Genomic DNA, 15,275 nt, shown 5'->3' on the forward strand with positions numbered 1-15,275 from the left:
CCGCCCTGCCGGGGCGGATCAGAACGCGGGCACGCGCACCGCATCCAGCAGGCCGCGGCCCCCGTCCACCGTCAGGATCTGCCCGGTGACAAAGCCCGCGCCGTCGGACGCCAGGAACTGCACCGCCTCGGCCAGCTCGCTGGGGGCGGCGATGCGGCCCAGGGGCGTGCCCTCGGCGATCGCTTCGCGCCAATCGCCGTGATCACGCAGCGCCGCCTGCAGCGACGCGCTCATGACCGAGGCGAAGGACACCCCGTTCACCCGGATCCGGTGCGGTGCCAGCGCCACCGCCATGCCCCGCGTGGCCTGATCCTGCGCCGCGCAGGCGATGGAATAGGCCAGCAACTCGGGCTGGGTGCGGCAGGCCGCCAGCGTCGAGATATTGACGATCGAGCCGATCTCGCCCTCGGTCCGGCCTTCCTTTTCCGCCTGCGCGATCATGCGCCGCGCGATCAGCTGCGTCAGCCGAAGTGACCCCTTCATGTTCTGGCGCAGCATCGTATCCAGCACATCCTCGGCCGGGTCCAGCGGGTCGCAGGGCGCAAAGCTGCGCGCGGCATTGACCAGGATGTCGATCCGGTCAAAGGCGTCGATCGTGGCCGAACACAGGTTGTTCACCGTCAGCTTCTGGCACAGATCGCCCGCGAAATAGCGCGCCGGGCCTTCGGACTTGGCCGCCTCGCCCAGATCGGCCTCAAGCTTGGCTTCGTCGATATCGGCGAACATCACATTCGCGCCACGGTCAAGCAAATGCCGCGCGATGGCATTGCCGATGCCATGGGCCGCGCCGGTGACGATGGCGGTCTTGCCGGAAATGGAAAGAGACATGGGCCCCCCTGCGGACGTTGGGCTGGATGGATCGGTTTCAGCGCCGGGCGCGGATCACCTTGAAGGCGCTGTCGCCGCCGATTTCCTCAATCTCATGAAAGGCGGCGCGCAACGCCTCTTCATAGGGCAGATGGCGGTTGGCGACCATATACAGCGTGCCCGACAGCGACAGCATCGCCCCCGCCGCGCGGATGAACGCAGCCCCCAGCCCCGGATCGGCCGCGCGCGTGGTGTGGAACGGCGGGTTCATCACCACCGCGCCAAGCCGCGCTTCGGGGTCGAACCGCGTGGCATCGGCCCAGTGGAACCGCGCGCGCGGATCGGTGACGTTGCGCCGCGCACAGGCCAGCGCGGCGTGATCGGCCTCGATCAGGTGCAGCTCTTCGACGCCCTTGCGCGTCAGGATCTGCGCGGCAAGCCAGCCCCAGCCCGCGCCCAGATCGGCCACCCGCGCGGGCAGATGATCAGGCAGCGCCGCCGCCAGCAGCGCCGAGCCGCGATCGACCGCATCGGCGGAAAACACCCCCGCCACCGTGACAAAGCCCGGCGCGGGCGCGAATTCGCGGCCCTGCCAGTCGGCCAGCGCGGCGGGATCGGCGGCAAAGCAGAAGATCTTGCCATGCGCCTTGGCGATGGGCGCGCTGACGGGCAGGCGCTGGCGCAGATCCTTCAGGACGCTATCCACCCCGTCATGCTTGGCGCCATCCACCCAGACCGGGCCGCCGGGGCTGACGCGCTGGCAGGCCTCGGCCAGGATCGCGCGGGCCTCGGCCTTGGCGCGGGGCAAAAAGACCACCGCCGCGGCATAGGCGCCCTGCGCCTCGGCCGCGACATCGAACCCGCGGGCCGCCAGCGCGTCGAAATCGGGGCGGAACCCCTGGATCAGATGCAGCTGGTCCTGCGGCAGATCCGACAGATCGGTGCCGCCCAGCGGACGAAACACGGCAATGCGCCCTTGCGGCGGCAGGGCATCGGGCGCTTGCAGCGCAAGGGAAAGACGCGGGTGGGTCATGACAGCGGGCGGTGCCCTATTCCTTTTCCATCGTGCATTGCAGCGGATGCTGATGGCGGCGGGCGAAATCCATCACCTGCGCCACCTTGGTTTCCGCCACCTCGAACGAAAAGACGCCGACCACCGCCAGCCCCTTCTTGTGCACGGTCAGCATGATTTCGAACGCCTGGGCATGGGACAAGCCAAAGAACCGCTCCAGAATATGGACCACGAATTCCATCGGCGTGTAATCGTCATTCAACAACAGCACCTTGTACATCGGCGGGCGCTGTGTGCGGGTGCGGGTCTTGGTGGCGACGCCGGATTCCCCATCGGCATCGTCCTTGCGGTCGGCCATCATATGAAGGGGGGTCGTCACTGCGGCGCGCTCCTGCAGGGAATCGGGAAATCGGTGACAGGCAATATAGGCGGAAAGCGCGATATGAAAAGCCCGCGGCGGCGGGAATTGCCCCGCCCTGCCCTGCCCCCCGCAGGGATCGGCACAAAGGCCCTGCACGCGCGCCGGACCCGCCCGCCACCGCCCCGCCGCGCCGCGCGTCAGACACACACCACGGGTTGTGGCGCATCTGGCGGCAGCCACGACATTTACCCTATCCGAAAGATGTGAACTTTGCCCTGAAACACCTTGAAATTCTGCTGTTTTCAGATCGGGCAAGGCATGCTAGGCTTGGATCTGAGCATAAAGCCCCACCAAAAAACACGGGGCGCAGAGGCAGTATGAGGGCAGGAACCGTGACCACGCTTGCGCGCTGGGTCCGCTATGGGCTTTGGGCAATCCTCCTGGGTCTGGCACCGCTGACGGCGCTGGCGGCGCCCTATGCGGCCATTGTCCAGGACGCCCGAACCGGCGAAATCCTGTATTCCAAGAATGCCGATACCCGGCTGCACCCGGCCTCATTGACCAAGATGCTGACGCTTTACATCGCGTTTGAGGCGATCGAGCGTGGCGAAATCAGCCTGGATTCGATGGTCACCATATCGCGCAACGCCGCCGCCCAGCCCCCCTCGCGGCTGGGGCTGAAGGCGGGGCAAAAGATTGCCCTGCGGCATCTGATCCGCGCCGCGGCGATCAAATCGGCCAATGATGCGGCCAGCGCCATCGGCGATGCGATTTCGGGCGACGAGGCGGCCTTTGCCGCGCGGATGAACCGTACCGCCAAGGCGCTGGGGATGAAGAATTCCTCCTTTCGCAACGCCAATGGCCTGACGCGGGAAGGGCATCTGTCCACCGCGCATGACATGAACATCCTTGGCCGCCGGCTGTTTTACGATTTTCCGCAGTATTACAACATCTTCTCGCGTCGCACGGCGGATGCGGGCATGGCCAAGGTGGCCAATACCAACCGCCGCTTTCTGGATGCCTATGAAGGCGCCGACGGGATCAAGACGGGCTTCACCAATGCCGCGGGCTTCAATCTGACCGCCTCGGCGCAGCGCGGCGGCAAGCGCATCATCGCCACCGTCTTTGGCGGCACCTCGACCGCGCAGCGCAATGCGAAGATGGCGGAACTGATGGATATCGGCTTCAGCCGCGCCCCGTCGCGCGGGGATGAAAAGAAACCCGCCGCGCCGCAATACCTGGCCGATGCCGCGCCCCAGGGCGGTGCGGGCGCCTCGGCCAAGACGATCCGGCTGGTTGCCGCCCCCGCCAGCAGCCCGCGGCCCAAGGCCCGCCCCGGCGCCCGCCCCGATCCGGTGCAAGAGGCGGATGCGATCGCGCTGGCGCTGGCCTCGGCGCAGGCTGCGGTGGTCGCCGCCACCGCCGAGGCGGCCGTGGTCGCCGCACAGGCCGAGATCGCGGCAGCCGAACCCGAAGCCGCGCCCCAGGTCGAGGTTGCCTTGGCCGAGGTCGCCGTGGCCGAGGCCGCCCCTGCTGCCGTGCCCGCCCCGCCACCCCGGCCCGAGGCGATCCTGGCCGCGGCCAGCTCTGCCGTGGATACGCCCGATGCGCCGATCGCCGAGGAGATCGCAGCCGATATCACGCTGGCCGCTACCCCGCCCGCCGAGGCGGCAGAGCCCGTGGCCCCGCAGATCCGCATCGCCACCGCGGACACGCCGCGCCCGATGGCCGCGCCGCGCGCCGCGCCGACCCCGGCCGCGCCGACCCCCGCCGTCGCGCCGGTTGTGGCCGATGCAGGCGGCTTCGTTCAGGACACCGAACCCCAGCCCGAAACCCTGGCCCTGGCCGAGGCGGTGCTGACCGAAGATTTCGACGAAAGCCTGTCCGAAGGCGATGCCCAGCCCAGCGGGCCGGTCTTTGCCCAAAGCACCATGCCGCAGCCCGAAACGCTGGCGCTGGCCAGCGCACCGGCCGTGCGCACCGAAACGATGATCCTGGCCGCGCTGACCCCGCCCGCCCCTGCCCCGCGCGAAGAACCGGTGGTGGTGGCGCGCGTCTCCTCCTCGGGGGGGCGGCATTGGGGCGTCAGCCTGGGCAAATACAATTCGCATTTCCACGCCGAACGCGCGCTGCTGACCACGGCGCTGATGGAAACCGCCTCGCTGGGCGATGCGCTGCGCAAGGTGGCCAACCGCAAGGGCGGGTTTGAGGCGAATTTCGTCGGCATGAGCAAGGACGGCGCGGAACTGGCCTGCGCCCGGCTGACGGCGCGCGGCACCAGCTGCACGGTCTTTGGGCCCTGATCGCAGGCTTCCCTACCACATGCGAAAACCGCGCCCCTTGGGGCGCGGTTTTGTTTTGGTCATTGCGGGGTCACGATTTCGGCTTGTCGTCGAATTCGGTGGACAGGATGCGCTCGCTGTCGCCCTTGGGGTCATCGAACTGCCCGCGGCGCAGCGCCCAGAAGAAGGCCAGAAGGCCAATGCCCCCCAGCAACAACGAAATCGGGATCGAATAGGTCAGGGCTTCCATTGTCGCCTCACTTCAGCCGCAGCGCGTTCAGCGACACCGTAATCGAACTGAGCGACATCGCCAAGGCCGCCGCCAGCGGCGTCGCCAGACCGACCAGCGCGATCGGCACCGCAATCACGTTATACAGGAAGGAAATCCCGAAGTTTTCCTTGATCCGCTTGCGCGCCTTGACGGAAATCCGCACCGCCTCGGCCACGGGGGTCAGGTCCTGGCCCAGCAACACGATATCCGACGCCGTGCGCGCCGCATCCAGCGCCGAGGCGGGCGAAACCGACACATGCGCGCCGGCCAGCGCCGCGGTGTCGTTCAGCCCGTCCCCCACCATCAGCACATGGCGGCCCGCCGCGGTCAGGTCGCGCACAAGGGCGGCCTTTTCCTGCGGCAGAACGCCCGCGCGCCAATCGGCAATGCCCAGACGCTGCGCCAGATCCGCCACCGCGCCCTGCACATCGCCCGACACCAGCCAGACCTGCTTGCCCTGCGCGGCAAAGGCGCGCACGGCCTGTTCGGCACCGGGGCGCAGGCGGTCGGCAAAGCGGATCGACAGCGGCACCTGCCCTTCGATCGACAGATGGGTGGCGGTGACCGTGCCCGGTTCCGCCCCGATCCAGTCGGCCCGGCCCAGACGGACGCGGACATCGCCCCAGCGCCCCTCGATGCCATAGCCGGGCACCTCGCGCAGATCCTGCACCGATGCGGGCACCACCCCCAGCGCCCGGGCCGATTCCGCCAACGCGCGGGCCAGCGGATGGCCCGACGCCTCGGCCAGGGCGGCGGCGACGGCCAGCGCCTCGGGCGGCAGATCGGCCAGGTTTTCCGGCTCGGGCGCGCCCATGGTCAGGGTGCCGGTCTTGTCGAAGACGACGGTATCCACCTCGGCCAGGCGTTCCAGCGCGGTGCCGTCCTTGATCAGAAGGCCGCTGCGGAACAGCTTGCCCGAGGCCGCCGTGACCACCGCCGGCACCGCCAGCCCCAGCGCGCAAGGACAGGTGATGATCAGCACAGCCGCCGAAATATTCACCGCAAAGCGCAGATCGCCCCCGGTCTGCCACATCCAGAAGCCAAAGGCGGAAAACGACAAAAGATGCACCAGCGGCGAATAGGCGCGCGCGGCCCGTTCGGCCAGCGAGGTGTATTTGTTCTTGGCACTTTCCGCCGCCGCCACCAGATCGGCCATGCGATGCAGCGAACTGTCGCGCCCCGCCGCCGTCACCCGCAGCGTCAGGGGCCCGGTCAGGTTGACCTCACCCGCCGACAGCACCACGCCCGGCCCCGCCCAGACCGGCAGGCTTTCCCCCGTCAGAAGCGAGCGGTCGGTTTCCGACGTGCCCTCGACCACCTCGCCATCGGCGGGGATGCGCGCGCCGGGGCGGATGCGCACCAGATCGCCGGGCACCAGATCGCCCACCGGCACCACCACCTCGGCCCCGTCACGCAGGATCGTGGCGCGCGGCACCTCAAGCGCGGCCAGTTCCTCGGCGGCGGATCGCGCCACCGCGCGGGTGCGGTAATCCAGATAACGCCCGACCAGCAGGAAGAAGGTCAGCATTACCGCCGCATCGAAATAGGCGTGATGGCCCGAATGCATCGTTTCGAACACCGAAATCGACGAGGCCAGAACGATCGCCAGCGAAATCGGGAAATCCATGCCCAGCCGCCCCGCCTTCAGCGCCGTCCAGGCCGAGGCAAAGAAGGGCTGGCCCGCGAACAGCACCGTCGGCAGCGCGATGGCGCCGGAAATCCAATGGAACAGGTCGCGCGTGGCAGCCTCGGCCCCGGACCAGACCGAGATCGACAAAAGCATGATGTTCATCATGGCAAAGCCCGAAACGCCGATCCGCATCAGCAGATCGCGCCCGCGCTTGTCGGTCTCGGTCGCGGACAGAAGGCCGGGGTCCAGCTCATGCGCCTCATAGCCGATGCGGTCCAGCGTGCCGATCAGATCGGCGGCGGTCACCTGCGGTTCAGCATCGACGCTGACGCGCTTCATCGTCAGGTTCACCCGGGCCGATCGCACCCCTGGATGGCGGTGCAGCGCGCGTTCCACATCGGTGATGCAGACCGCGCAATGCGCCGTGGGCAGCGACAGGATCAGCCGCGCGTCGCGGGGTGCTGCCCCCGCGGCCAGCCGTTCGGCCGACGGCGCCGCAATACAGGCCGGACAGGCCGATGGCGATGCACGTTCGGACAGAAGCGGCGAGGCGGTCATGGGTTACCCCCGGATATACAGATCAAGGCGCTGGCGGAACGGCGTGCCATCGGCCGCCTTCGCCTGCAGATGGATCAGCCAGGCCCCCGGGTCCAGCGTCATCGGCGCCGAATAGATGCCGCCGCGATAGTCAAAGGCCGGGGTGCGGTCATCGCGCACATGGGTGGTGCGCCCGACCACGGCGGACAGTTCCGCCACCGGCGCGGGCAGGCCCGCCGCATCGCGGATGATCAGCGACAGCTGCCCATCGCCATATTCCGGCGTGACCTGCCAGCCCAGCGCGTCTTGGGCGTCACGCTCGGCATCGAAGGTCTGCGAGGCGACGTAGGAATTCTTGACCTCCAGCCCCGGAAAGGTGGACACGGCCTGCCAGGCCAGCACCAGATTGACCGCGATGATCACGCCAAAGGCCGAAACCGCGATGGCCAGCACATGGCGCCCGGTCAGGCGGAATTCTTTCGTCATGGTTCAGTTTGCCTTTCCGTTGAAGACCGTATCGGCGCTGACCCGATCAGTCGAGCTGGTATCGGCCACCCAAAGCCGGATGTCGATCCGGTCCGCGGTGGCCGGGGCGCTGCCGGCGGGTGCCTCGATATACAACCGCTGGGTCAGGGTTTCGTCGGCGGGCACGGTGACGGTATCGGCGCTCTGCCCTTCCAGCGACAGGCGCAGCCCCTCGGCCCCCGGCGCGGCCGAGGTGACGGTGATGCGGAATTCGGTCGGCTCACCCTGCTTGTTGCGCAGCCGCAGCGTATAGATGTTGCGGATCGCCCCGTCCGACAGCTGGACATACAGCGGGTCGCGCGCCGGCGTGACGTTGAAATCGATGGGCGAGCGCAGGAACAGCGCCACCACCAGCCCCACACCGATCGCCGACCACAGGCCGAAATAGATCATCGTGCGGACGCGGAAGATATGTTTCCAGACCTTCGTCGGATGGCCGCCCGCGCGTTCCATCGCCTCATCCTTGAGCGCGAGATAGTCGATCAGGCCACGCGGCTTGCCGACCTTGTCCATCATCTCGTTGCAGGCGTCGATGCACAGGCCGCAGGTGATGCATTCCAGCTGCTGGCCGTTGCGGATGTCGATCCCCATCGGGCAGACGTTGACGCAGGCCATGCAGTCGATGCAATCGCCCTGCGCGGGGTCCATCTCACCCTTCTTCAGCTTGCCGCGCGGCTCACCGCGCCATTCGCGATAGGCGATGGTGATCGTATCCTCATCCATCATCGCGGCCTGAATCCGCGGCCAGGGGCAGGCATAGATACAGATCTGTTCGCGCGCGAACCCGCCAAAGGCGAAGGTGGTCAGCGTCAGGATCGCCATCGTGGTATAGGCGACCGGATGGGCCTGGCCGGTGACCAGATCGACCATCAGCGTCGGCGCATCGGTGAAATAGAACACCCAGGCCCCGCCGGTGGCCAGCCCGATCAGCAACCACAGCGTCCATTTGGTGGTCCGCTTGCGGATCTTTTCGCCGTCCCATTTCTGCCGCAGCAGGCGGATGCGGGCGTTGCGGTCGCCTTCAACCCAGCGTTCGACCAGGATAAACAGGTCGGTCCAGACCGTCTGCGGGCAGGCATAGCCGCACCAAACCCGCCCCAGCGCCGAGGTGAACAGGAACAGCCCCAGCCCCGCCATGATCAGAAGGCCCGCAACGAAATAGAATTCATGCGGCCAGATCTCGATCATGAAGAAGAAGAAGCGCCGGTTGGCCAGATCGATCAGCACCGCCTGATCAGGCAGCGCCGGACCACGGTCCCAGCGGATCCAGGGCGTCAGGTAGTAGATGCCCAGCATCACCGCCATCAGCACCCATTTGAACGTGCGGAAATTGCCCTTCACGCGGCGCGGAAAGATCGGTTCGCGGGCGGCGTAAAGGGGGGCGGGTTCGTTGGGGTCGGTCACGCTCACGGGAGGCTCCGTTGGCTGGGGATCTGGAACGGTTCTGATATGCCGCGTCTGAAAATACTTTGACATGCGTCAAAAAGACAGGTTTGTGATACAACTTATATCAAGCAGATTGCGATGGGGCATTTTGCCCGATCCGCGCCCGACAGCGGGCGCAACGGCGGCAAGGACCGCGCGCGCTGAAAAGTCACCGGCGCCCCCAGGAAACGCGCGAACAGGACGGGGCGCCGGTGCTACCCGGGGGGCCAAGGCCCCCCCGAATGTCTTACTCGCCACCGCCAAGGCTGTGGACATAGGCGGTCACGGCCCGGATTTCGGCTTCGGACAGGCGCGTGTTCCAGTTCGGCATCACGCCGAACCGCGCGTTGGTCACCGATTCCGTCAGCGAGGCGACGTCGCCGCCGTAAAGCCAGATCGGGTCGGTCAGGTTCGGCGCACCCTGGAACCTGTCGCCGGTGCCGTCTTCCATGTGGCACGCGGCACAGTTGTCGGCATAGACGACGGCGCCTTCGGTCGCGGCGGCGGCATCATGATCTTGGCCCGACAACTGGCGGACGAATTGCACCACCTGATCGATCTGCTCTTTTTCCAGCAGGCCATCGGCCCCGAAACGCGGCATTTCCGAATAGCGCGCATCGGGGTCATCGGTGTTGCGGATGCCGTGGCTGATGGTCAGATGGATATCCTCCATCGTGCCGCCCCACAGCCAGTCGTTGTCCAGCAGGTTGGGATAGCCGACGTTGCCGCCCGCCCCTGCCCCGTGGCACTGCGCGCACCAGGTGCCAAAGACGGCCCGGCCCGCGTTCATGGTAAAGCTGGCCAGTTCCGGATCGGCGGCGATCTGGTTCAGATCGGCGGCGACCAGTTTCGCCTCGATCGGCGCGTTTGCCGCGGCATAACGCTCGATCTCGGCGGCGACATCGGCCCGGGTCGAATGACCCAGGATGCCCGGCGTCGCCTCATTGATCAGCGGCCAGGCCGGATAGGCGATGGAATAACCCACGCCCCAGACCACGGTCGCATAGAAGGTCCACAGCCACCAGCGCGGCAGGGGATTGTTGAACTCCTCGATGCCGTCCCACTCGTGGCCGGTCGTCTGGACCTCTTTTTGGATGGTCGGTTTTTTGCTCATCTCCACGCCTCCTTACAACGTGGCGCCGTCGCGGGCGGATGCGCGGTCGCGCACCGGATCGCTGGCGGGTTTGTCTTCGTTCCGGAAGGGGATGTTCGCGGTGTCGTCATGCGTCTTGCGGCTTCCGGGCCGCCAGGCCCAGAAGACAACAAAGATGAACGTGCCGAACAGGCCGAGCATCGCCCAGCTGTCCGCGAATTCCCGGAGGATGTGATAGTCCATCCCCCGCCCCCTTACCGGTTCGCCACGGGTTCGAAGGTCGAGAAGTCGACCATCGTGCCAAGCACCTGCAGATAGGCAATCAGCGCATCCATTTCCGAAATGCCGGGCTTGTTGTCAAAGTTGCGCACATTGACCTTGTCGTCATAGCGTTCCAGCAGACCGTCATAGTCGCTGTCGGGATCGGCCTGGGCTGCAAAGTCGGCCTTGGCCGCCTCGATCATGTCCGAGGTATAGGGCACGCCCACCATCGCATCGGCGGTCAGCCGATCCTCGATATAGGTCGCGTCGATCATCCGGTTCGACAGGAAGCCGTATTTCGGCATGATCGATTCCGGCACCACCGATTGCGGGTCCATCAGGTGATCGACGTGCCATGCATCGGAATAGCGCCCGCCCACCCGGGCAAGGTCGGGGCCCGTGCGCTTGGACCCCCACTGGAACGGATGGTCATACATCGATTCCGCCGCCAGGCTGTAATGGCCATAGCGTTCGACCTCATCGCGCATGGGGCGGATCATCTGGCTATGGCAGACATAGCAGCCTTCGCGCACATAGATGTCGCGCCCGGTCAGTTCCAGCGGCGTGTAGGGGCGAACCCCTTCCACCTTTTCGATCGTGTTCTCAAGATAGAACAGCGGAACGATTTCCACGATGCCGCCGACGGTGACGACAAGGAAGGACCCGATCAGCAGAAGCGTCGCGTTCTTTTCGATGACGCCGTGTTTGTCAAGAATTCCCATATCCGGTCCTCCCCTTATTCAGCCGGAACCGCAGAGACGCCGGCAGCCGCGTGGCGGGGCTGTTTGGCGACCGTGGCCCAGAGGTTGTAGACCATGATGATCGCCCCGGTCAGGTAAAGCACCCCGCCCAGACCGCGCACCACATACATCGGGAACTTGGCGGACACCGTGTCGGCAAAGGCGTTCACAAGGAAGCCCTGGCTGTCGACTTCGCGCCACATCAGGCCTTCCATGATGCCCGTGACCCACATCGAGGACGCGTAAAGCACGATCCCGATGGTGGCGAGCCAGAAGTGCCAGCTGACCAGCGATAGCGAATACAGCCGCTCACGCGCCCACAGACGCGGCACCAGGAAGTAAAGCGCGCCAAAGGTGATCATGCCGTTCCAGCCCAGCGCGCCGGAATGCACGTGACCGATGGTCCAGTCGGTGTAGTGGCTCAGCGAGTTCACGGCCTTGATCGACATCATCGGGCCTTCAAAGGTCGACATGCCGTAAAAGCCGATCGACACCACCATCATGCGGATGATCGGGTCGGTGCGCAGCTTGTCCCAGGCACCCGACAGCGTCATCAGGCCGTTGATCATGCCACCCCAGGACGGCATCCACAGGATCACCGACATCACCATGCCCAGCGTCGAGGCCCAGTCGGGAAGCGCGGTATAATGCAGGTGGTGGGGACCAGCCCAGATATAAAGGAAGATCAGCGCCCAGAAGTGCACGATCGACAGCTTGTAGGAATAGACCGGGCGTTCGGCCTGCTTGGGCACGAAGTAATACATCATCCCCAGGAAGCCCGCGGTCAGGAAGAAGCCCACCGCGTTATGCCCATACCACCACTGCGTCATCGCATCCTGCACGCCGGCAAAGACCTGCACCGACTTCGAGCCGAAGACGCTGACGGGAACCGACAGGTTGTTGACGATATGCAGCATGGCGATGGTCACGATGAAGGACAGGTAGAACCAGTTGGCCACATAGATGTGGGGTTCACGCCGCTTCAGGATCGTGCCCAGGAACACCATCAGATAGACGACCCAGACGATGGTCAGCCACCAGTCGACATACCATTCCGGCTCGGCATATTCCTTGGACTGCGTCGCGCCCAGGATATAGCCCGCCGCCGCCAGGACGATCATCAGCTGATAGCCCCAGAACACGAACCAGGCCGCGTTGCCGCCGAACAGGCGCGCCGCCGAGGTGCGCTGCACGACATAGAACGAGGTCGCGATCAGCGCGTTGCCCCCGAAGGCAAAGATCACCGCCGAGGTATGCAGCGGGCGCAGCTTGCCGAAGTTCAGATAGCCATGCGTCAGATCCGACAGGTTCAGCGCGGGAAAGGCCAGCTGGAACGCGATAATCGTACCGACAAGAAAGCCCACCACGCCCCAAAGCGCGGTCGCGATGACCCCGGCGCGGATGACGCCGTCGTTATATTCGTTCTGGGGCGCCGGCTGGCGGTCCCCCATCGTGCGCAGCACCCAGATGAACGCGATCGCCGCCGCCAGCATGACGGTCAGCGCGTTCACCATATAGGCGAGATCGCGCGCGTAATTGGCCGCGATCGCGGCCAACAGCGCGATCACGCCCAGCGCGATCAGCTTAAGATAATCCCACATTATAGCGTCCCTTCGTCTGTCTCGGCCCCCGACTCGGAATTCTGGCGGGGGTCTTTCCGACTGATGCCCTTGTGAGCCGGGGGCATCAACCATGCTTTGATCTGTATCAAATCCAATCCGCCGCACCGAGGCAATTTGTCACGCCGTCGCATCGCCGACACATCTTGAAAGATCGCGCCCCGAAAACGTTTCCTTGCACCTTGATCCGCATCAAGGCACTAATTTGTAACACGGCTAAGCATTCCCGTGACATTCTTTTTCCGGCGGAGGACCCGAATGAGCTATAAGTCAATCCTGACCATCGTCACCGATGTCGAGGCCGCGCGCGCGCAGATCGACACCGCAGTGGCCATGGCGCGGCGCGAGGATGCGCATCTGGACGTGCTTTGCATGGGCGTCGACCGGACCCAGACGGGCTATTACTACGCCGGCGCCACCGCCTTCATTCAGCAAGAGACCATCGAACGGGCGCAAGAAGATGCGCGTAACCTGGAAGCCGCGATGCGCGACCGGCTGGCCGCCGAGGACATCCGCTGGGGCGCCGAGGCGATCGTGGCGCAGCTGGGCGCGATTTCGGCCGTGGTGGGCATGCGCGCGCGCTTTGCCGATCTGGTGGTGATGGGCCGCCCCTATGCCAAGGGCCGTGGCCAGGAAATCGAAGCCGTGGTCGAAGCCGCAATGTTTGAAGGCCAGGCCCCCGCGCTGGTGGTGCCCGATGGCTATGTCGGCGCAATCGCACCGCGGCGCGTGGTCGTGGCCTGGAACCAGTCGAATGAAGCGCTAAGCGCGATCCGCAAGGCGCTGCCGCTGCTGAAGGCCGCCGATCTGGTGGACATCACCATCATCGACCCGCCCGCGCATGGCCCCGAACGGTCCGACCCCGGCGGTCAGCTGAGCCAGCTTCTGGCGCGCCACGGCGTCAAGGCCGAGGTTTCGGTGCTGGCCAAGACGATGCCGCGCGTGTCCGACGTGATCAACCGCCATGTGCGCGACAGCAATGCCGATCTGGTGGTGATGGGCGCCTATGGCCATTCGCGCTTCCGCGAAGCGATCCTGGGCGGGGCCACGCGCAACATGCTGGAAAATGCCGAAACCCCGGTGCTGATGGCGCATTGATCGCGCGACACATGGAAAAGGGGCGGCCCGGCGGGCCGCCCCTTCGCGTTCCGGCAGACCGGATCAGTTCAGCAGGCCTTCGGCCTTCATCGCCGCCTGCACCGCCGGGCGCGCCGCGACGCGGGCGCGCAAGCCCTGCAGGTGCGGGAAACCCGACAGGTCATGGCCGACAAAGGCCGACCAGTTCGTCACCGTGAACAGATAGGCATCGGCGGGGGTGAAGCTGTCGCCCGTCAGCCAGGCGCGGCCATCGGACAAAAGCCCCTCGATCCAGGCCAGCTTGGCATCCAGAATGGCCTTTTGCGCCGCGCGCCCCTCATCCGTGATGCCGGGGGCGAAGAAGGGCGAATAGGATTTGTGCAGCTCGGCAGAGATGTAGTTCAACAGCTCCTGCACCCGCGCGCGCGCCAGCGTGCCCGACGACGGCAGCAGATCCGCCGTGCCCGCATGATCCACCACGAACTGCATGATCGCGACGCCTTCGGTCAGCACCGCGCCATCGTCCAGCACCAGCGCCGGAACCGCGCCCTTGGGGTTGATCGCGCGAAAATCGGCCCCCGTTTCGGTCGTCTTGGCGCGGATATCGGCGCGTTCAATCGCGAAGGGGCGGCCGACCTCTTGCAGGGTGATGTGGCAGGCAAGCGAACAGGCACCGGGCGAATAGAAAAGCTTCATCGCAACACTTCCTTCTGCGGCGGCCAGACCATTCCGCCGCCCGGGGCGGAACCTAGGCCTGCACGGCAACGGGGAAAAGTGCGCCCACAGGCGCGGGACGCGCGCGCCCTGCACAGCAGCTGCGCGCAAACGCACAGTCAGACCAGGAAGCCACCGTCGCTGTCATCGCCCGCCTCTTCCATCAGGCGGTCCATGTCGGGCACGGTCACGTGGCGCTTGCCTTCCAGTTCAATCACCCCGTCACGCTTCAGCGCCGACATCTGCCGGCTGACGGTTTCCAGCGTCAGGCCCAGGTAATCGGCCATCGCCTCACGCGTCAGCGGCAGGTCGAAGGTCATCCGCCCATGCGCCGCGCGCATCTGCACCGCCGCATCGCGCCGCGCGATGATCGACAGCAGCGAGGCGATCTTTTCCCGCGCCGTCTTGCGGCCCAGCAGCAGCATCCATTCCCGCGCCGCATCCAGTTCGTCCAGCGTCATTTCAAGCAGCCGCTGGGCGATATGCGGGGTGCGGCCCATCATGTCCTCAAAGGGCTTCTTGCGGAAGCAGCACATCATCAGATCGGTGGTCGCCGTCACGTTATAGGCCGCGCATTCACGCCCCGGCCGGCCCACGAAATCGGATGGCAGCAACAGGCCCACCATCTGCGTGCGCCCGTCTTCCATCGTCTGGGTCAGCGTGGCGATGCCCGACACGACCGAGGCCACGAAATCCATCTTGTCGCCCGACCAGACAACGGTCTGGCCGGCCTCGAAGCTGCGGTAATACTTGATCTCTTCCAGCTGTTCGAGTTCATCACTTTCGCATCGCGCACAGACGGCACGATGGCGTATGGGACAGTCCCCGCAGCGAAGCGAGACCGGGTGGACATCGTCAGGGGCCATCATGGCTTTCTTGATTTGTGTCAATTTCTGTTGCGCGTAGTTCTATTAAGAATAC

General features: G+C 65.7%; 15 protein-coding genes. 2 read left to right on the plus strand and 13 right to left on the minus strand.

The genetic code is table 11. The annotated features are described in order from the left end of the window. Positions 1–18: 18 nt before the first annotated feature. From MXB90_RS00435 to clpS, 3 genes are read right to left on the minus strand one after another with little or no spacing between them, the layout of a single operon-like run. Positions 19–828 carry an SDR family NAD(P)-dependent oxidoreductase gene (locus MXB90_RS00435; protein ID WP_250039635.1) on the minus strand — a complete coding sequence of 270 codons (810 nt, stop codon included), beginning with the start codon at positions 826–828 and terminating at the stop codon, positions 19–21. Between the two features lie 37 nt (positions 829–865). Further along, on the minus strand, positions 866–1,840 hold the full coding sequence (locus tag MXB90_RS00440; protein ID WP_250039639.1) for a class I SAM-dependent methyltransferase: 975 nt from the start codon (positions 1,838–1,840) through the stop codon (positions 866–868). Between the two features lie 16 nt (positions 1,841–1,856). Continuing rightward, positions 1,857–2,177, minus strand: a complete 321-nt coding sequence (clpS, locus tag MXB90_RS00445; protein WP_250040519.1) for an ATP-dependent Clp protease adapter ClpS — start codon at positions 2,175–2,177, stop codon at positions 1,857–1,859. Positions 2,178–2,557: 380 nt separating this feature from the next. Here clpS and MXB90_RS00450 point away from each other — a divergent pair, with 380 nt between their 5' ends. Further along, entirely contained in the window at positions 2,558–4,483 is a 1,926-nt protein-coding gene (locus MXB90_RS00450; protein WP_284040686.1) for a D-alanyl-D-alanine carboxypeptidase family protein, read from the plus strand. A 70-nt stretch (positions 4,484–4,553) separates the two neighbouring features. Here MXB90_RS00450 and ccoS read toward each other — a convergent pair whose 3' ends face one another. From ccoS to ccoN, 8 genes are all read right to left on the minus strand, one after another. After that, on the minus strand, positions 4,554–4,712 hold the full coding sequence (ccoS, locus tag MXB90_RS00455; protein WP_250039652.1) for a cbb3-type cytochrome oxidase assembly protein CcoS: 159 nt from the start codon (positions 4,710–4,712) through the stop codon (positions 4,554–4,556). Positions 4,713–4,719: 7 nt separating this feature from the next. Further along, positions 4,720–6,921, minus strand: coding sequence for a heavy metal translocating P-type ATPase (locus MXB90_RS00460; RefSeq protein ID WP_250039654.1), 2,202 nt, complete (start codon positions 6,919–6,921; stop codon positions 4,720–4,722). A 3-nt stretch (positions 6,922–6,924) separates the two neighbouring features. After that, on the minus strand, positions 6,925–7,386 hold the full coding sequence (locus MXB90_RS00465; RefSeq protein WP_250039655.1) for a FixH family protein: 462 nt from the start codon (positions 7,384–7,386) through the stop codon (positions 6,925–6,927). A 3-nt stretch (positions 7,387–7,389) separates the two neighbouring features. Further along, positions 7,390–8,829 (minus strand): cytochrome c oxidase accessory protein CcoG, encoded by a 1,440-nt coding sequence (ccoG, locus tag MXB90_RS00470; RefSeq protein WP_250040530.1) that lies wholly within the window; start codon positions 8,827–8,829, stop codon positions 7,390–7,392. Between the two features lie 268 nt (positions 8,830–9,097). Further along, positions 9,098–9,964 carry a cytochrome-c oxidase, cbb3-type subunit III gene (ccoP, locus tag MXB90_RS00475; RefSeq protein ID WP_250039661.1) on the minus strand — a complete coding sequence of 289 codons (867 nt, stop codon included), beginning with the start codon at positions 9,962–9,964 and terminating at the stop codon, positions 9,098–9,100. A gap of 12 nt (positions 9,965–9,976) precedes the next feature. Beyond that, positions 9,977–10,186 carry a cbb3-type cytochrome oxidase subunit 3 gene (locus MXB90_RS00480; RefSeq protein WP_250039664.1) on the minus strand — a complete coding sequence of 70 codons (210 nt, stop codon included), beginning with the start codon at positions 10,184–10,186 and terminating at the stop codon, positions 9,977–9,979. 11 nt (positions 10,187–10,197) lie between these two features. Then, positions 10,198–10,926, minus strand: coding sequence for a cytochrome-c oxidase, cbb3-type subunit II (gene ccoO, locus MXB90_RS00485; protein ID WP_250039670.1), 729 nt, complete (start codon positions 10,924–10,926; stop codon positions 10,198–10,200). Between the two features lie 14 nt (positions 10,927–10,940). Further along, positions 10,941–12,545: a cytochrome-c oxidase, cbb3-type subunit I gene (gene ccoN / locus MXB90_RS00490; RefSeq protein ID WP_250039675.1), complete on the minus strand. Its 1,605-nt coding sequence runs from the start codon at positions 12,543–12,545 to the stop codon at positions 10,941–10,943. Between the two features lie 276 nt (positions 12,546–12,821). Here ccoN and MXB90_RS00495 point away from each other — a divergent pair, with 276 nt between their 5' ends. Next, entirely contained in the window at positions 12,822–13,661 is an 840-nt protein-coding gene (locus MXB90_RS00495) for a universal stress protein (RefSeq protein ID WP_250039678.1), read from the plus strand. A gap of 63 nt (positions 13,662–13,724) precedes the next feature. Here the strand turns inward: MXB90_RS00495 and gstA are convergent, their stop codons facing one another. Both gstA and fnrL read right to left on the minus strand, forming a co-directional pair. After that, positions 13,725–14,336 carry a glutathione transferase GstA gene (gene gstA, locus MXB90_RS00500; RefSeq protein ID WP_250039683.1) on the minus strand — a complete coding sequence of 204 codons (612 nt, stop codon included), beginning with the start codon at positions 14,334–14,336 and terminating at the stop codon, positions 13,725–13,727. Between the two features lie 137 nt (positions 14,337–14,473). After that, a complete protein-coding gene (gene fnrL, locus MXB90_RS00505; RefSeq protein ID WP_250040532.1) occupies positions 14,474–15,220 on the minus strand; it encodes a transcriptional regulator FnrL in 747 nt (248 codons plus the stop codon). Positions 15,221–15,275: the final 55 nt, after the last annotated feature.

Origin of the sequence: Phaeovulum molybdatiresistens (assembly GCF_023544865.1) — a bacterium.
Classification (GTDB): Bacteria; Pseudomonadota; Alphaproteobacteria; order Rhodobacterales; family Rhodobacteraceae; genus Pontitalea.